Origin of the sequence: Rhizobium sp. YTU87027, assembly GCF_050644135.1 — a bacterium.
Lineage (GTDB): Bacteria > Pseudomonadota > Alphaproteobacteria > Rhizobiales > Rhizobiaceae > Rhizobium.
In genome coordinates this window covers 530,058-547,602 of the sequence record NZ_CP098441.1, presented here as the reverse complement: position 1 = coordinate 547,602, position 17,545 = coordinate 530,058, and the positions used below count along the sequence as shown (strand labels likewise).

The following is a 17,545-nucleotide window of genomic DNA, read 5'->3' as shown; positions in this document are numbered from 1 at the left end:
TCGTAACCATGACGAATTAAATACGAGTTTTCGGTGGAGTCAACATAAACCGGATCGCCCACACGCAATTAGTTCGTCCTGTTGACGAATAAACTCATGTGGCCTAACTGTTGGGGGAAATGAGAGGAACCGCAATGGACATTTCCGTCGAGCCAAATGGCGCAGATCTGCAGCAATTCATCGACAGGCTGGCTGCCGTCGGCGGGGGAACGCTTCGGCTGCAGGCTGGACGTCACCTATCGGGTCCGATCCGCCTTCGCAGCGACATAACTCTGTCGATTGAGGCGGGTGCGATGCTCGAGTTCGTTCCCGACTATGAGCTCTATGAGCGAAATTCGGTAAGTGTAGTCGCGGAGGGATCCGATCGCGCATACATCGTGGCACATGACGTAAATAACATTGCGATATCAGGCAAAGGGAAGATCATCGGTTCGGCCTACGCCTTCAACACCGGCTTCGACGAGACCGTCGGCACCTACACACCGAACGATAAGCGCCCGAGGGTCATTGTGCTCGAGGATTGCAGCAACGTCAGGCTCGAAGGCGTTATCATCGAGGAATCCCCGATGTGGACGGTTCATCTCGTCCGCTGCAACGCTGTGATCGTCAACGGCATAAAGGTGCTCAACAATCGGCAACTCCCGAACACGGATGGAATCGTTATCGACAGTTGCGTAGACGTTGCGGTGAGCGAAACTGTCATCAGCACGGCGGATGACGGCATCTGCCTAAAGACCAGTCGGAGCGAAAAGGGTATCGGACGTTGCGAGAATATCGACGTCTCGGCTTGCCTCGTCGAGAGCAACAGCTGTGCGCTGAAGATCGGCACTGAGAGTTTCGGCGACATCCGCAATGTTCGGTTCATGCGTTCCAAGGTGCAAGATTCAAATCGAGCGCTCGGTATTTTCTCCCGCGACGGCGGAACCATCGATAGTGTCGTCTTCTCGGACATCGAGATCGACTGCCACGAGACAGCCGACGGCTTTTGGGGCTCTGGTGAAGCGCTAACGATTACGCAACTTGATCGCCGCCCGGAGATGCCTGCTGGCCTCGTCAGGAACGTCCGCGTCGAGAACGTCATCGGTCGCAGCCACGGCCCCATCAATCTCTTCGCGGAGCGAAGCGGCGGGATCGCTGGACTAACTCTCCGCAACATACAACTGACGATGCAGGAAGGCCCCTTGGGAACAGCCAAGCAATATGACCTGCGCCCCACGAATGTCGACCTATCCCCGCCCAAGGAGGTGGAGGGTCGGGGTAATGCCTGGGTTCGCGGTGCCGATGGCAAGATCATCGGCCTTGTCGATTATCCGGGAGGCATGCCCGCCGTCTTTGCGCACAATACCGCAGACCTCGTACTGGATGGCGTTGACGTCGTGCGCCCAGATCCTCTTCCAAAAGGCTGGAATAACACAGCCCTTTGCATTGAGGACCGATCGCCTTCGCCGCTCATTGCAACGGTTCGTCCCTAAGCGCTCCACGGAGACGGTGAATATGTTTAGCGCCGATCCCGCAACAACCGCCGACCATGGTTGCACCTGCCTCCACCCATGAACAGGCAAAGCGCGAGTAGATGTCATCATCAAGGTCACTCCGCGTCTCGTGGAGGCCCTGGTTGGCGGCTGCATCTGCTTGCTCGCCCTCAAAGGCGTTTGCATACACGCCAATTTTGATGGGCGAGGCACGTTCCTTGAAGATCCGGGCTGCCGCGTCGACGGCCGCGCGCATGACTTCCGGCTTGCTGCAGTTGAACAGGAGCGCGTCTGCACCCGATTGGGCCGCCCATAACGCCGCCTGCTCGACAAGCTCGTCCGAGCGCAGCTTTGGTACGGCACCGCTTGTCTGCGCTGCATCGTCGGCCAGGGTGAATGAGATCCAGAATGGCTTGCCGGTCTGCGCGACCGCGGCACGAACGGCATCCCCCTCGGCAATGAGGCTCAGGGTTTCACCGAGCCAGACATCGACATAGGGGGCGAGATTTTGCACGAATACGGTGAGATAGTCCTTTACCCGCAAAGGATCAAAATTCTTCGGTTCGTAGGAACCGAAAATGGGCGGTAGCGATCCGGCAACCAGGACCTTGCGATCGGTGCAGGCGTCGGCTGCGTCACGGGCAAGCTTCCCGGAGCGGGCGAGCAATGCAGCGCCTTCCTTCCAAAAGCGGTCCTCGCCGATGTGAAACGGCACGACAGCATAGCTGTTGGTCGTAATGACGTCGGAGCCGGCGGCAACGAATTCGTCGTGGACCTTGCGCACAATGTCTGGCGAATTGATAAGCGCGAGAGCCGACCATTCCGGTTGCTTCAGCTCGGCGCCGAGCCGCAGAAGTTCGCGGCTCATGCCGCCGTCGAGGATGCAGACTTTATTCATGGGAACATTCCGAACTTAGATCAGGGGGTTATCAGGAGCCAGAGAGCGGCAATCATCGTTGCAGCAGTTGGAAGTCGACAAGGCATGTTCCTCTTGTTACCGTCGCACTGGCACCTCCGCCTCAAGGCGGCTGAAGACGCGGGCAATCGTGGCGGTGAGAATGAGATAGAACACGGTCACCACGATCAGCGGCTCATAGACGAGCAATGTGTCCTGGCGGACTTTGCTTGCGACTGCATAGAGATCCATCACGGTAACGGTGAAAGCGAGCGGGGTCGCCTTCAACTGCATGACGATCTCACCACCGATCGTTGGCAATGCCATGCGGATGGCCCGCGGCAGCCAGATGCGTCGGATGAGCTTGAAGCGCGACATGCCGAATGCGCGCCCTGCTTCCAATTCGCCTTTCGGTACAGCAAGCAGTGCGCCGCGCAATACTTCCGCCTCATAGGCGGCGTAGTTCAGGGTGAAACTCACGGCCGCAAAGAAGAAGCCCTCGCGCAGCATGGGCCAGAACAGGCTCTGGCGGATACCGGGGATCATCGGGAGCAGCGAACCGACACCATAGTAAAGAAGCCAGAGCTGGATAAGCAGGGGCGTGCCACGCAAGAAGGTGCAATAGCCCTTCGCGAAATACTTCATGACGGGCCCCCCGCTTATCTGCGCAAAGGCAAGGGCGATCGCAAGTGCGAAGCCGAAAACAACCGAGATCGCCAGGAGCAGAACGGTCTGTGCGGCACCTGCCAGGAGAAGCGGCCAATAGGAGGCCATCCATGTGAAGGTCATGCTGGCACTCCTCAGGCTGGCTTCGGCTGGCCGCGCCGCACATGACGCTCGATCAGGCTGAAGACGACGTTGGAGACAAGCGTGAGGGCGAGGTAGAGAAATGCTGCCGCCAGGAAGAAGATGAAGTAGTGCTTGGTACTTGCGCCGGCCAGGCGGGTGGCAAGCGCGAGCTCCTGGTAACCGACGACGGCAACCAGCGCGCTGTCTTTGGTAACCGACATCCAGAGATTAGCAAGGCCCGGCAACGCGTTCGGCAGGAGGGCCGGCAGGATGATGCGCCGAAAGCGCAATTGCGGTCCCATGCCGAAGGCCTTCGCCGCCTCTATGTCGCCTGCGGGAATGGCAAGAATCGCTCCCCGCAGCACTTCCGTCATGTAAGCACCCTGCACGAAGCCGAGGACGGCAACGGCGACGACGAAGCCATTCACCTCGATATGCGGCAGACGAACCGTCGCCAGGAGCCGATTAAGGCCGTCCATGCCGGCATAATAGAGCCCGACGATTAAAATCAGTTCCGGAATAGCGCGAACAGCCGTTGTATAGAGATCGAGCAGCAGGCGAAGCGGCCGGTTACCGGAGAGCTTGCCAAGAGCGCCTCCCGTCCCAAGCAGAAGCCCGATCAGGAAAGCGCCGGCAGAAATCGCAATGGTGGAGACTGCACCCGCGAGCAACGTCCCACCCCATCCAGGTGGATAGGGTGAAAGAAGCTCGAAGATTCCTTGCCGGGCCGCCGCCATCGGGACCGCCTACTTTGCGCCGTAGATGTCGAAGTCGAAGTACTTCCTGGTGATTTCGTCGTACTTGCCGCTTTCGCGTACCGCGGCGATCGCTGTGTTGAGCTTTGCCTTCAGCTCGGCATCTTCCTTGCGCAGGCCGCCAGACACGCCCGCCCCGAGAATCTCCTTGTCATCTGCAACGTCACCGGCCTTGGCGCAGCAATCCTTGCCGCTATCGCTTTTCAGGAAGGCATCCAGAGCAAGCGAATCGCCGAACACGTAGTCGATGCGCCCGGCAGAAAGGTCCTGGAATGCCTCATCGAGCGTCTGATAGGTCTTCTCGTCCGCGACCCCGGCAAAATACTTCTTGAAGTAGTCCGACTGAATGGTGGAGACCTGGATGCCGATGGTCTTGCCCTTCACATCCTGCGCGGTTGCGCCGACCTTTTCATCCTTCGGCCCGATCAGCGTGCTTGGCGTGTTGTAGTACTTGTCTGTGAAATCAATGACCTTCGAACGCTCAGGCGTATTCGACATGGACGACCAGATAACGTCGAACTTCTTGCTCTGCAGGGCAGGAATGAGGCCATCCCAGGACAGCTCGACGATTGAGCATTGCTCTTTCATCTCTTCGCATACGGCGTTCATCAGATCGATTTCCCAACCCTGCCACTGGCCGGAGGCATCCTTGGCGAAGAACGGCGGATAAGATTCGTTCATGATACCGAAACGAACCTCGGCCTGAGCGGTGATGGCCGAAAATGCCAGCGCAGCGCCGGCAAGAAGCATGGGGAGCAGTTTCATGTTTGAAGGTTCTCCTGATGTTGTTGCATGTGAAAGCGCCAGAGATCAGCGGGCCAGCATGCCGGTGAATTCGCGGCAGCGCGCGCTAATGGGAGCCTCGAAGATCTGTTCGGGGCGCCCCTCTTCCTCGATCCGTCCCTGGTGCAGGAAGAGGACGTGGCTTGAGACATCGCGCGCAAAACGCATCTCGTGAGTAACGATGAGCATTGTTCGCCCCTCCTCGGCGAGGTCGCGTATGACTTTGAGCACTTCGCCGACCAGCTCCGGGTCGAGTGCCGACGTCGGCTCGTCGAAAAGCATCACGGACGGTTCAATGCAAAGGGCGCGGGCGATCGCCGCTCTTTGCTGCTGGCCGCCGGAGAGAAATGCAGGATAAGCGTCGCGCTTGTCATAAAGACCCACCTTGGCGAGGAGCGCTTCTGCCTTCTCGATCGCCTCCAGGCGCGGCATGCGAAGGACATGAAGCGGCGCCTCGATAATGTTTTCGAGCACCGTCTTGTGTCCCCAGAGATTGAAACTCTGGAAGACCATGCCGAGGCCGACGCGCATCCGCTCGATCTGTCGCCAGCTCTTTGGCTGCAATTGCCCCCGATGCGTCCGCTTCCAGGCGACTTCCTCGCCATTCACGATGATGCGACCGCGGTCGGGAACCTCCAACAGATTGATGCATCGCAGAAAGGTGCTCTTTCCAGAGCCGGACGAACCGATGATCGAAATCACGTCGCCCTGATTGGCCTTTGCTGAAACGCCCTTGAGGACTTCGTGCGAGCCAAAGCTCTTGTGTAGATCATCGACACTGAGTGCCTGGGAGGACGGTTCTGGCATTCACACTTCCGTATAAGCAATTTGGGCAGAATATCGCGAACCTGCGCGAATTTTGCGCGCAAACGTAGACTAAAATGCATAATATGTGCAAAAATCTCTCCTCATTGCGTGTTTTCGGATAGAATAAACGAAGCAGTTTGCCGCTCGGTCATCGAAGGAGACAAAAATGGAAAAACTGGATCACTTTGACCGCGACATTCTCCAGCTCGTCCAACGCAACTGCCAGCTCACCGCCGAGACCATTGCCGACGACGTCGGTCTTTCTACCTCTGCCGTTCAACGGCGTCTGAAGCGTCTGCGCGAAGAGGGGATCATCAAGGCGGAGGTGGCGATCGTCGAGCGCAAGGCGACCGGCACGCCGATGGTGTTCATCGTCGGCATGGAAATTGAGCGGGACAATTACGATGCACTGGCGAAGTTTCGGCTCTGGGCGGAAAAACAGGAGCACATCCAGCAGGTCTACTACGTCACGGGAGCCGTGGATCTGATTGCCATCGTCACCGCCCGTGACGTCGAGCACTATGACGACATTGCAGCCCTGATCATGGCGGAAAACCCCCAGATCCGGCGCATGCATACCAATGTGGTACTTCGCGACGTAAAGCTTGGGCTCTTCGTTCCGCTTGCAGCTGCAGCCGATGACTGATTGGGAACTGCACGCAATAAACGCCGGTGTTGTCCTTGCAAACCAGCGTGTCGGCCACCCTTCATGACTGGAAATGCCCTGTGCAAGATCGACAATGCCAGCGATGCGTCGCTCTGGGTAGCCTTTATTCTGCTCCGGAGATGAAGCGGCGGCGCGAGGCATCGCGGTAGCTCAAACAAACGACCAGCAAGAGCGCGTATCATCACGCCGAGCTCAAGACTCACGTCGCTTTGCCGCTCCGGCGGCAATGGTCAGGACCAGTTCGTCCACCTCCCGCTCAAGGCGCTCGGGCGGCAGCCCCACGAAGCGGCCTTCGAGGCTGATGCTGATGACACCGTGGACGGCGCCGAAGAGAGTGCGGGCGCGGATGGCGCGATCTTCGGGCGGCATGCCCGGCTGCAGTTCGGCAAGCGGTTCGGCGATCACGTCCATCAGGAAGAGGTGCTCGTCGAGGTGCCATTGTGGCGTTGGGCTGGTGTCGGGGGGAAAGTGGTCGAACAGCGCCTTCCAAAGGTTGCGGTGTTCGACAGCGAAGCTGAGGTAACCTTGCGCCAGGTTGCGTAGCCGGTCGGTCGGGCTCCTGTCCTTGGTTTCGGCAAGCGCCAGCCTGGCCTCCAGCGCCTTCAGCGTCGCCGAATTCACATGGATGACGAGTTCGGCCAGGTCTGAAAAAACGGTGTAAAGCCCGCCGAGCGCGCAGCCGGCATCCTGGGTAATGTCGCGAGCCCTGAGATTTGCAAGCCCGTCGCGCACGATCCGCTCGCGCGCCGACTCGATCAGCCGGGCCTTCAGATCCTCGCGTTTCTCTTCCCGTCGACCGACCATTAACCATCTCCTTTCGATTTTTTTGAACGTCGTTCAAAATATTCTTGAACGGCGTTCACGATTCTGCCACAACTCATTTCGTGAACAGCGTTCATAAACCGGAGGAAGGAAATGTTCAAACTGATTTCCATTCTGCTGCGGGGCAAGGCCCATGCTGCCGAGCAGGCTTTTGCCGATCGCAATGCCGTGCCGCTGCTTGCCCAGCAGATCCGCGATGCGGTGCAATCGATCGAGCAGGCGCGCCGCAGCGTCGCCGTCGCCATCGCTCAGAACGAGCAGGAGAAGTTGCAGCACGCGACGATCGTCGCCCGCATCGGTGATCTGGAGAGCCGTGCTTGCCAGGCGCTTGCGCGACGCAACGAGGCACTGGCCCGCGAGGCGGCGGAAGCGATCGCATTCCTGGAAGCGGAGCGCGATGCGTCCGAGAAGGCGCAGGCCCAGTTCGGAAGCGCGATCGACAAGCTGAAGGCGATCGTGCGAGCGTCGGAAGCGCGGCTACAGGAACTGCAGCGCGGCGAGCGGCTGGCCCGCGCCACCGAACAGGCACAGAAGCTCGATGTGGCAGTCGCCGGCTCCCGCTTTTCCACGCTCGACGATGCCGAGGAGACGCTGGCCCGCCTTCGCCTGCGCCAGAGCCAAAACGAGATGACGGCCGCAGCGCTGAAGGACATGGAGGGGGCAACGCGCCCGGCCGGCATCATCGAGAAGCTTGCCAATGCCGGCTTCGGTCCGCCGCTGCGCTCTTCCGCCGATGACGTGCTCACCCGCCTGAAGAGCCGGGTCGACCCGGCCGCCTGAACCCATCCATTGACAATCGATTCCATCGAACCTGAGGGATTACGACAATGAACGACAGTTTCCAGAAACATTCCGCCAGCTGGGTCAGTTTCTCCTACATCTCATTCGGCGCCGCCGCCTTCATGCTGGCGCTAGGCCTCTACATGATGCCGCTTGATCTCTGGGGCAAAGGCTATCTCGCTATGGGCATCCTGATGCTGGTGCAGACGACGGTGAACATCACCAAGACGCTGCGCGACAATGCCGAATCCGAGAAGCTGATCCGCAAGGTCGAGGACGCCCGCACTGAGAAGCTGCTGGTCAAATTCAATCGTAGCGATGACAACTGATCTTCGTTAACCACAGCGCAGGGTTGTTGCCGCACTCAACTTTTGCGTAACAACTCTGTGGCCTTCTCTGCCAATCAAAAGAGGGTCCTTCCGTGCAACACAAGCTGATGACATCGAGGAAGTTCGCGCCGCTGTTCTGGACACAGTTCCTGACCGCCTTCAACGACAATTTCCTGAAGAATACCCTGGTATTCCTTATCCTCTACAAGATGTCGGCGAGCGAGGGGGCGGCGCTTGTGACGCTTGCCGGCGTCATCCTCATCGTGCCGTTCCTGCTCTTGTCTGCCATCGGCGGCGAAATCGCCGACAAGCACGACAAGGCCAAGGTTGCAGAGCTCCTGAAGCGCTGCGAGATCGGCATTGCCGCCCTTGCCGTTATCGGCCTCGGCTTCTCCTCGATCTTCGTGCTAATGGCGGCACTCTTCGGCTTCGGCGTCGTCTCGGCGCTGTTCGGGCCGATCAAATACGGCATCCTGCCCGATCATCTCGAACGCCGCGACCTTCCGAAGGCCAATGCCTGGATCGAGGGCGGCACCTTCATCGCCATCCTCGGCGGCACGATCATCGCCGCACTCGCCTTTTCGAGCGGCGACAACGTGTTCCTCTTCGGCTCGATGATGATGGGGCTTTCGGTGCTCTGCTGGCTGGCCAGCCGGATGATCCCGCCGACCGGCTCCAAGGCGCCGGATCTTCAGATCGACCGCAACGTCATCCGCTCCAGCTACACCCTCGTCATGGAAATCCGCGAGGACAAGCGGTTGTGGCGTTCGGCGCTGATGAATTGCTGGTTCTGGCTGGTCGGTGCATTCACCCTCTCCATCCTGCCGACAATGGTGACCGAGTTGCTCGGCGGCTCCGAGCTCGTTGTGCCGGCCTATCTCACGGTCTTCGCCGTGGCGGTTGCGGTGGGCTCGGGCATCGCCGCCTGGATGTCGTCCGGCCGCATCGTGCTTCTGCCGGCGCCCGTCGGCACGGCGTTGCTCGGCCTCTTCAGCCTCGATCTCGCCTGGAACCTCTGGGGCCTGCAATCGGCTTCCCACGCGACAACGATCCTCGATTTCTTCGCCGGCGAAAACACCATTCGCGTCGCCATTGATCTCGCTGGCATGGCGATCTCGGGCGCCTTCATCGCCGTGCCCACCTTCGCCGGCCTGCAGAGCTGGGCGCATGAGGACCGCCGTGCCCGCGTCATCGGCGCCGCCAACGTGCTCTCGGCACTGTTCATCACTGTCGGCCTCGGTCTCGTCGCCGTCATCCAGGCGCTCGGCGCCACCATACCTCAGATCCTGATCGGCCTCGGCATCGTCAATTTCGCGGTTGCCTGGCTGATGTTGAAGACGCTGCCGACCAATGCCATGCGCGATTTCATCTCGATCCTGTTCCGCGCCTTCATGCGGCTGGAGGTCGAGGGGCTTGAGAATATCAAGAAGGCCGGCCGGGCGCCGATCATTGCGCTCAACCATGTCAGCCTGCTCGACGGTGCCTTGGCGCTCGCGATCACCGAGGAGGAGCCGGTCTTTGCCGTCGATTACAAGATTGCCCAGGCCTGGTGGGTGCGGCCCTTCCTGAGGATGTGCAAATTCCTGCCGCTCGATCCGACAAAGCCGATGGCGACGCGCTCGCTGATCAAGGTGGTGCAGGAAGGCAATCCGATCGGCATCTTCCCCGAAGGCCGCCTGACGGTGACGGGCACCTTGATGAAAGTCTACGACGGTGCGGCCATGGTCGCCGACAAGACCGGCTCGATGGTGGTGCCGGTCAAGATCGACGGGCTCGAGAAGAGCTATCTCTCCTATCTCGGCGACGGCAAGATCCGCCGCCGCCTGTTCCCCAAGGTCAAGGTCACCATTCTCGAGCCGGTGAAGCTCGAAGTGCCGCCGGAGCTCAAAGGCCGCAAGCGTCGCACGGCGGCGGGGGCTGCCCTCTATCAGGTGATGTCGAACCTGTTGTTCCGCACCGCCGATACCTCCTCAACCGTTCTCGACCGCGTCATACAGGCGGGGCACGAATTCGGCATGAAAAAGCTTGCGGTCGAAGATCCGGTCACCGGCAGGCTGAGCTATGGTAAGCTGCTCGCAGGGGCTGCCGTGCTCGGCGCAAAGTTCCGCGCCCGCTTCCCGGAAAGAAACCTTGGCGTCATGCTGCCGAATGCCAATGGCGCGGCCGCCACGCTGCTCGGCGTTATGACGGCGGGCAAGGTGCCGGCCATGCTGAACTTCACCGCCGGCGCCGCCAACATCCTCTCCGCATGCAAGGCCGCCGAGGTGAAACACGTGCTGACCTCGCGCGTCTTCGTTGCCCAGGCCAAGCTCGGCCCTGTCATCGAGGAGCTGGAAAAGCAGCTGACGATCGTCTGGCTCGATGAGCTGAGAGCCGAGATCGGCCTCAAGGACAAGATTCTCGGCTACCTCAGAAAAGCGCGGCCGCTGGTCAAGCGCCAGCCCGACGATCCGGCCGTCATCCTCTTCACCTCGGGCTCGGAAGGCACGCCGAAGGGCGTGGTGCTGACCCACAGCAACGTGCTGTCGAACGCCGCGCAGGCCGCCGCCCGCATCGATTTCCACAGTGGCGACAAGGTGTTCAACATCCTGCCGGTCTTCCATTCCTTCGGGCTGACGGCCGGCACCGTGCTGCCGCTGATCTCCGGCGTGCCGGTCTATTTCTATCCCTCGCCGCTGCATTACCGGATCGTGCCGGAGCTAGTCTATGTCTCCAACGCCACGATCATTTTCGGCACCGATACCTTCCTCAACGGCTATGCCAGAACGGCGCATCCTTACGATTTCCGCTCGATCCGCTACATCTTCTCCGGCGCTGAGCCGGTGAAGGCCTCGACCCGCCAGACCTATATGGAAAAGTTCGGGCTGCGCATTCTCGAAGGTTACGGCGTCACCGAGACCGCGCCGGTCATTTCGATCAACACCCCGATGTACAACCGGTCGGGTACGGTCGGCAAAGTCCTGCCGGGCATGGAATGGAGGCTCGAACCGATGCCGGGCATCGATGAGGGCGGCCGGCTGCATGTGCGCGGCGCCAATGTCATGGCCGGTTATCTCCGCGCGGAAAATCCCGGCGTGCTCGAACCGCTTGCCGACGGCTGGCACGACACCGGCGACATCGTCACCATCGACGAGGACGGCTTCGTCAAGATCCGCGGCCGCGCCAAGCGCTTCGCCAAGATCGGCGGCGAGATGGTGTCGCTCGCAGCCGTCGAGACACTTGCCGCCGAACTTTGGCCAGGCGCGCTCTCGGTCGTCTCCTCGATCCCCGACGCCAAGAAGGGCGAACGCCTGGTGCTCCTGACCGACGCCCCGACCGCCACCCGTGCCGAATTCCTCACCTTCGCGAAATCGAAGGGCGCAATGGACATGATGGTGCCGGCCGAGGTCAACATCGGCAAGGTGCCAGTGCTGGGCTCAGGAAAGGTGGATTTTGTCGCAGCGCGCAAAATGGCCGAAAGTGGATCGCAGCAGCAGACCGCATAAAATGACATTCCGCGGGACCGTGAGGTGGCAGCCGACGAAGCAAGACGTCGGGTTTCTAGCGAGATCCGTCTTCTGCTGCCGCAGGTGATGAGCCACGCGCAAGCGCTTCCCAGTGGCGGCAGTGGAGCGCATCGATCTCTCAGCGCTTTTGCGTCTCCTCGATCCCTGGCGGCTGTAGGGACCTTATCCCGCCAGCATACGTGCGAGCATATTTCTGATGTGGTCCTGCGCGCCGTAGAAAATTGCCGCGACGATGATTGTGCGGCTATGTTCCACCGGTAGAAACCAAATAGCCGCCTTGTCCCGCCGAAGAAGCCGGGTCCCGGGATGACTATCGGGCGGCCATGTCCCGATATAGGGCGTATTGACGAGACGATCGATTTCGACACGCAGGTCAGCCAGGAGAATGCCGTTGTCATCGTCCCAGACAGAGCCATACATGGCTCCGTGGCCCGGGTCATCGCAGAGCGGTGTTACTCCAGACGTTGCTTGCTTCTGGCCATAAGAAATCGTCAGTTTGTCGTGTTCAGCGCGGGATTTTCAGTCCTGTTGGCTGAATGAAAAACTGCGCTACAAATTACCGTCGGGTGCCCACAATACGAACTCTTGAAAATCCGAATATTCAATGTCTGTGTGGCTCGCGTTTCATGCCGCGCAGAGCTATTTGGCCACAAAACCAACACGGAATCCGAATAATCGGCCTATCTTTTCCAATGTTTCGAGCGTTGGGTTCGCGGTGCCTGCTTCGATCTCCGCAACTTGTCGCCGCGTTAGCGCAAGCGTTTTGGCGAACTCCTCCTGCGTCATGCCGAAACCTTTTCGGATATCTGCAACCGCTTCAGGCAGCCTTAAGTCACCTGTTCGAGCACGTTCTGCCAGTGTCCGCCGGTTTTCAAGAATCTCCTCTTTCGTCGGCTTCTTCCATCGAGCCATTTAGCGGTCCTTCGCCATCATTGACACGCCCCCAAAACGCTGTCCGCTATCGCGATGCAGCGTCCCATCGCACGCTCCAGAATATCCGGAGACGCTCCCATCTCTTTCGCCATAGCTGGCACCTGGCGCAGATGTTCGGCAAATTCGGAAAGCGTAGCTGCGAGCGCTTTCTGCTCAGCAGGATCGGGCATTAGTTCAGCGTAAATCCGCTTCCAATCGGGAAGATGATCGCGACCACCGTCACGCATCATGGCCCAACGGGTGGAGCGAACAATCCCCTCTTTGGCGAGCCGCATTGGTGCGAAATCGAAGAGCGGAGATAGACGAATTGTGCCATCCTGGTGCTTGTTGAGAGCGGTATTCCGGCCGTGATTGTCGGGATTGCCGAGCGCCAGATTGGCGATGTCGCGCTTCAGATATTCGACAATGTCCGCGAAGGGATCGGCCGAATATTGGCGCAGAACGTCGATATAGGCCTCATGCGTGCCGACATGGCCGAAATCGGCAACGCCGATCGCGGACACGAGGCTTTCTTGTCCCAGTCGGACGGTTCCGCCTCCTTCTCTCTTCTTCCGGTCGAAACGGGGAATGATCAGGACGCCCTCGGCATAGGTCGATGGTTCGTTGACCTTCAGACCGATTTCTTGAGCGATCCGCGAATAAAGGGCTTCCCCTTCCAGAATCAGGCGGTCGACGGGCTCATTGCTGCGGACCAGCTTGACGATGACGTGGCGCACAGCCTCATCATCGGTCACGAAGCTGTCGGGATAATAGAGACCGTCAATCGCCTGGGTCATCGAGACTTTCGGCCATTCGCCTTGCAGGCCGCTTGAACCGGAGGCGAGCATTCCGAAGCGATCGGCCACTTCCATAAAGCGATCCGACCGCTCAAGGATTTCCGCCTCTGTCACCCCTTGGCGCTCAACACCGCGCAGCCGCTCCGTTTCGGCGTCTGCCGCTTCTTTGATCCGAATATTGCCTATGCCGCCCGTTGCCGATCGCAGAAGCAGCGGCAGATCGGAAGCGCGCGAGCCTTCAGCAAGGCCGAGATGCTCGGCAAGCTTTCGCCTCGCATGCCCTTGGGGCATAAGATCCAATAGGAAGGGCGGCCAGCTACGACTATATCGATTTTCGAGGTCGACGGGGTAACGGACGGATAAGGCGCGATGGTCGCGGACGGCTTTTCCGGCCGCGAATTCCGCCGACGCTACGGTGATGAAATAGTCGAGATCGTAATCGACAATCGACGCGCCCGGGAAGCCGGCCGCGTCGTCCTTGAGTTCTAGCGTGGCGGCGTGATGCCACTCACTATTAAAATGGGTTTGGAGCGTTAGGCGCATTAATTGACCCTTTCAATGGTTCAAATAATGCAATTTTCGGAATTATTCAACCCATCACGGTGGGTTGAATAATTACCCTTAGAATTACCAGCTACCAAAGCGGTCGTGGAAGCTTCTGATCCGGCTGACCATCTTCCGGCCTCGCAGCGCACTACCGCAAGCGAACAGCATGAGGAACAGGCTCAGTGCGGGCGTCAACCAAGCTTCGGAGCCGCTGCTTGCATCGAATAAGATGAGCGAGACAGCTCCCATTGCAGCGAAGAAGACCATCCCGAAATCGTATTGCTTTGAAAGGCTCGTTGGCCGTGCCGAATGTTGGGCATAGCGCAACTGCCTTGCCAACTTTCGTTTCTCGGATGCCAGTTGATCACGCTGGCGACCAAGCGCGTATACGCCCTGCATTATCTGCTCTTCGAAGCTCGATTTACTCATATCGCTGACCTGAGGTATTTTTCTGCAATTTCCTCTGTGAATTCGCCGTGTTGCTCGGCGTAGTCGATCAGGAACCGGATGAGCTTCAAACGCTTGTCCGGCTCCACCTGACAGTTTTCCTGGCTGGCGATCGTGGTGAAAAGACGGTCCCGATTTCAAGACTGGAGCCCGGCTCCGTTCGCTGGCTTGTCGAGACCTATTATCGGTCCAAGGGTTTCAGAGCCAGTCCCCGGCCACGCAGAAAGACAAGAAGAGCGTTCTCAATCGCTATTGCAGCAATGTGGGCGAGCTGCCCTTCAAGAAGATTCGCAAATCCGACATCGAAGCCAGTCAGATGAAGCGTGTTGGCACGCCTGGCGCTGCCGACAAGCTGGTGAAGTACCTAAAGGCGCTCTTCAATTGGGCTATCAGCGCCGAGCTGGCGACCTTCAACCCCGCGAATGGCGTGACCAAAATCCGTAAGTCGCCCGGTTTCCACATCTGGAGCGAAGCCGAGTTGGCGCGCTATCGCGCCGCCTATCCGTTCGGCTCGATGGCCCGGCTTGCAATGGAACTGATGCTGAATTTGGGCGTGAGGCGCTCCGATCTCGTCAAGCTCGGCTGGCGGAACCTGGTCGACGACCGTATCGAATTCATGCCGGAGAAGGGTTGCGGCAAATATGCACAGTCCCTCAGCCTGCCTGTCACAGACGAGCTGCGGGAGGCGCTGGACGCGATCACACATGATCAGCCGATCTTCCTTATCACCGAATACGGCAAGGCGTTCAGCGGGAACGGCTTCAGCAACAAGATGCGCCAGTGGTGCAACGATGCCGATTTGCCGGAATGCTCGTCGCACGGCCTCAGAAAGGCGTCCGCGACCATTATCGCCGAAGCCGGCGCGACCGAACATCAGTTGATGGCGATCTTCGGCTGGTCTGATTCCAAGATGGCGCAGCACTACACCAAAGCCGCCCAATCCAAGCGCATAATTGACGCCGGTTTCGAGCGCCGCAAAACCTATGTGGCCCGCAAAACTGTCCCACTTTCATCGAACCGGAATTCCGATGAGACAAATAGAGGAAAAAATGATGGAAAAACAATGTCCGAAGACAGAAATGGTGAGCCCGGAGGTGATCGAACATCAACTCGAAATCGCGTTTCTGGCGAGATGTCCGTCGGGGCGGTCAACAACGTCGGTGCAGAGGTAGCTCGGCCATGCGAGCGCCGAAATGACCCGCAAATATCGGCGCCGGCGCGACCGTTTCCAGGTCAATCTCACTATGGCATCCGGCGCTTCAATTGAAATCGGTAAGTAAAGCCACACGGCAGGCTTGGCTCTGAGACCGGATACCACCAGGGTGAGGTCTTCAGCCAGAGGAAGACTGACGCGCCTATCTTGGCGATCAAGTCGACTGTGAAATCAGAATCAGCACACCACATTTGGTTGTCATCTTTCCTCGCTAGAAAGGGCATCTGATGCCTTTGACAACCTGGGAATTGGCTTCAAGGATAGCAAGATTGCCATCACAGGCGGCTGAGCGCCGCATTTCATCAAGGAAAGATTTTTATGACGTTACATGTCGTAGCCGGGCTCGAAGCGCGTTTTGGGCTTGCCGAAGCTGTGGCCCGCGAGGCAGGAGCAATAGCGCTCGATTACTTCAAACGCCGCGACACACTGGTCGTCGAAACCAAACGCGATCCGCAGGATGTCGTCTCGCTCGCAGACCGGAATGTCGAAACCCTGATCCGCGCACGCTTCAAGCAAGCTTTTCCCACCGATGGTGTGCTCGGCGAGGAGTATGGCCTTGAAGAAGGCAGCTCTGGGTTTACCTGGGTCGTCGATCCGATCGACGGCACCAGCCCGTTCGTCAACGGCATGCCGAACTGGTGCGTCTCCATCGGCCTGTTGCATGACGGCGTGCCGGTTGTCGGTGTCATCTGCGCGCCGTGCCACGACGAGCTTTACGCTGCGGCACTCGGCAAGGGCGCAACGCTGAACGGCCAGAAGCTATCGCTGGATCCGTCGCGGACTGTTCGAAACGCCGTGACCGGCATCGGCGCCAACAGCCATGTTACACCGGCTCTCGTGGCTGGGATCGTGGAAAGCCTTTTGGAGGCCGGCGGCAATTTCATCCGCAATGGATCGGGCGCCCTGATGCTTGCCTATGTCGCAGCAGGCCGTCTCGTCGGCTACTACGAGCCGTACATGCATGCCTGGGATTGCATGGCCGGATACTGCCTCGTGAAGGAAGCAGGCGGTTGGTACCATCCTTTTCCCGTGGCAGGCGAGAGGCTGACGAAGGGCGCACCCGTGCTTGCTGCCGCACCCGGTGCGATCGACGATCTGCGCAAGATCGCTGGCGTCTGATCCCGTCTTCATCGACCGACGGCCGGTCGCGTCAAGAGTGGCACGGCCGTCTATCCCCGCCCCAAGGAATTGCGATGGTGCCGAACGCCGGGGCCAAGGCGAAAGGCTGTGGAAAGTCACCCTGCCACACCCTATCTACGAGTATGCCGGGTTTGCGAAGCCCGATGCTGTGATATTGCCCGATCTTATTCGGGAGAGATTCGATGGCCTTGATCGATATTCTGACGTCCGTGGCTCTCGCGGCGACTGCAACTGTCACCGCGTCCATATCACCGGCCCAGACGTCAACTCCTGCCTTCCGCCCATTTGGCGTTTCACAGGATGCCCTGCCCTCCGCGCTCGGCTGCAAGCCAATCTACGGCAATCAGCCGGATACGACAGGCCAATATTCTTGCAACAGCTTGCCTGACGGAAATGACCTCTACGACCAATATGTGCTGGCCTATGTCAGTGGGATGGGAATCTGCAACGTCGTTGCCGTTTCTCGCTACATCGACGATGATCAGCGTGGCACCACGACCCGGCAAGTCTACAAGGAAGCGGCTTCCCTGCTCGCGTCCCAGTTTGGTCCCGCAGACGAGAAGATCGACCACGTCGCTGCGTCCAAGTTCGGCAAGGACGGAATGTTCAAGGAAGCGGTCATTGCCCAGGAGCGACAGATCTTTGAGCAATGGGACAACCTGAGCACAAAATTTCAAAATGCCCAATCTGCCAGCGTGACCATTTCCGGCAGCGAGGACGCGGGGTTGGCTGTCTACAGCATTCTGCGCTTCGCCCACAACGATGCGTGCCTTAGCAATCTTGAGCAGCAGACCGGGCTGTCCGGCGACGAGGCAGAGTGATTGGTGCTGCTGAAGATTTTAAACAAAAGGCCGCCACCCGGCGGCCCAAGGGAAACAGCTCAGG

16 protein-coding genes and 2 pseudogenes are annotated in these 17,545 nt (G+C 59.2%); 8 read left to right on the top strand and 10 right to left on the bottom strand.

Annotated elements, in window-relative coordinates:
* Positions 1–134: 134 nt before the first annotated feature.
* The gene (locus tag NBG89_RS21310; RefSeq protein WP_431324110.1) at positions 135–1,472 is read left to right on the top strand and encodes a glycoside hydrolase family 28 protein; all 1,338 of its coding nucleotides are present in this window, start codon (positions 135–137) and stop codon (positions 1,470–1,472) included.
* On the opposite strand, the gene NBG89_RS21305 is transcribed toward NBG89_RS21310, so the two are convergent.
* The 5 genes from NBG89_RS21305 to NBG89_RS21285 form a co-directional block, all read right to left on the bottom strand.
* Positions 1,450–2,370 carry a homocysteine S-methyltransferase family protein gene (locus tag NBG89_RS21305; RefSeq protein ID WP_431324109.1) on the bottom strand — a complete coding sequence of 307 codons (921 nt, stop codon included), beginning with the start codon at positions 2,368–2,370 and terminating at the stop codon, positions 1,450–1,452. The two genes, NBG89_RS21310 and NBG89_RS21305, sit on opposite strands and share 23 nt — an antisense overlap.
* A 96-nt stretch (positions 2,371–2,466) precedes the next feature.
* On the bottom strand, positions 2,467–3,156 hold the full coding sequence (locus tag NBG89_RS21300; protein WP_431324108.1) for an ABC transporter permease: 690 nt from the start codon (positions 3,154–3,156) through the stop codon (positions 2,467–2,469).
* Positions 3,157–3,167: 11 nt separating this feature from the next.
* Positions 3,168–3,893: an ABC transporter permease gene (locus NBG89_RS21295; RefSeq protein ID WP_431324107.1), complete on the bottom strand. Its 726-nt coding sequence runs from the start codon at positions 3,891–3,893 to the stop codon at positions 3,168–3,170.
* Between the two features lie 9 nt (positions 3,894–3,902).
* Positions 3,903–4,676: a transporter substrate-binding domain-containing protein gene (locus NBG89_RS21290; RefSeq protein ID WP_431324106.1), complete on the bottom strand. Its 774-nt coding sequence runs from the start codon at positions 4,674–4,676 to the stop codon at positions 3,903–3,905.
* A gap of 45 nt (positions 4,677–4,721) precedes the next feature.
* Positions 4,722–5,501 (bottom strand): ABC transporter ATP-binding protein, encoded by a 780-nt coding sequence (locus NBG89_RS21285; protein WP_431324105.1) that lies wholly within the window; start codon positions 5,499–5,501, stop codon positions 4,722–4,724.
* Positions 5,502–5,667: 166 nt separating this feature from the next.
* Between NBG89_RS21285 and NBG89_RS21280 the strand changes: the two genes are divergently transcribed.
* Positions 5,668–6,147, top strand: coding sequence for an Lrp/AsnC family transcriptional regulator (locus NBG89_RS21280; RefSeq protein WP_431324104.1), 480 nt, complete (start codon positions 5,668–5,670; stop codon positions 6,145–6,147).
* 213 nt (positions 6,148–6,360) lie between these two features.
* On the opposite strand, the gene NBG89_RS21275 is transcribed toward NBG89_RS21280, so the two are convergent.
* Complete coding sequence (locus NBG89_RS21275; RefSeq protein ID WP_431324103.1) at positions 6,361–6,972, bottom strand: TetR/AcrR family transcriptional regulator; 612 nt, start codon at positions 6,970–6,972, stop codon at positions 6,361–6,363.
* Positions 6,973–7,083: 111 nt separating this feature from the next.
* On the opposite strand from NBG89_RS21275, the gene NBG89_RS21270 reads away from it, so the two are divergent.
* The 3 genes from NBG89_RS21270 (at position 7,084) to NBG89_RS21260 (ending at position 11,584) form a co-directional block, all read left to right on the top strand.
* Positions 7,084–7,770 carry a PspA/IM30 family protein gene (locus tag NBG89_RS21270; RefSeq protein ID WP_431324102.1) on the top strand — a complete coding sequence of 229 codons (687 nt, stop codon included), beginning with the start codon at positions 7,084–7,086 and terminating at the stop codon, positions 7,768–7,770.
* Positions 7,771–7,817: 47 nt separating this feature from the next.
* Positions 7,818–8,099 (top strand): YiaA/YiaB family inner membrane protein, encoded by a 282-nt coding sequence (locus NBG89_RS21265; RefSeq protein ID WP_431324101.1) that lies wholly within the window; start codon positions 7,818–7,820, stop codon positions 8,097–8,099.
* A gap of 92 nt (positions 8,100–8,191) precedes the next feature.
* Complete coding sequence (locus NBG89_RS21260) at positions 8,192–11,584, top strand: acyl-[ACP]--phospholipid O-acyltransferase (protein ID WP_431324100.1); 3,393 nt, start codon at positions 8,192–8,194, stop codon at positions 11,582–11,584.
* Positions 11,585–11,767: 183 nt separating this feature from the next.
* Here NBG89_RS21260 and NBG89_RS21255 read toward each other — a convergent pair.
* The 4 genes and pseudogenes from NBG89_RS21255 to NBG89_RS21240 all read right to left on the bottom strand — a co-directional run.
* Positions 11,768–11,977 (bottom strand): annotated as a pseudogene (locus tag NBG89_RS21255) (type II toxin-antitoxin system RelE/ParE family toxin); the annotation flags it as partial.
* A 267-nt stretch (positions 11,978–12,244) separates the two neighbouring features.
* Entirely contained in the window at positions 12,245–12,517 is a 273-nt protein-coding gene (locus NBG89_RS21250; protein ID WP_431324099.1) for a helix-turn-helix transcriptional regulator, read from the bottom strand.
* 17 nt (positions 12,518–12,534) lie between these two features.
* Positions 12,535–13,857, bottom strand: coding sequence for a type II toxin-antitoxin system HipA family toxin (locus NBG89_RS21245; RefSeq protein WP_431324098.1), 1,323 nt, complete (start codon positions 13,855–13,857; stop codon positions 12,535–12,537).
* Positions 13,858–13,941: 84 nt separating this feature from the next.
* Entirely contained in the window at positions 13,942–14,448 is a 507-nt protein-coding gene (locus NBG89_RS21240; protein ID WP_431324097.1) for a hypothetical protein, read from the bottom strand.
* 175 nt (positions 14,449–14,623) lie between these two features.
* Here NBG89_RS21240 and NBG89_RS21235 point away from each other — a divergent pair.
* The 3 genes and pseudogenes from NBG89_RS21235 to NBG89_RS21225 all read left to right on the top strand — a co-directional run.
* A pseudogene (locus tag NBG89_RS21235) lies at positions 14,624–15,187 on the top strand (site-specific integrase); the annotation flags it as partial.
* A gap of 651 nt (positions 15,188–15,838) precedes the next feature.
* On the top strand, positions 15,839–16,639 hold the full coding sequence (locus tag NBG89_RS21230) for an inositol monophosphatase family protein (protein ID WP_431324096.1): 801 nt from the start codon (positions 15,839–15,841) through the stop codon (positions 16,637–16,639).
* Between the two features lie 203 nt (positions 16,640–16,842).
* On the top strand, positions 16,843–17,481 hold the full coding sequence (locus NBG89_RS21225) for a hypothetical protein (RefSeq protein WP_431324095.1): 639 nt from the start codon (positions 16,843–16,845) through the stop codon (positions 17,479–17,481).
* Positions 17,482–17,545: the final 64 nt, after the last annotated feature.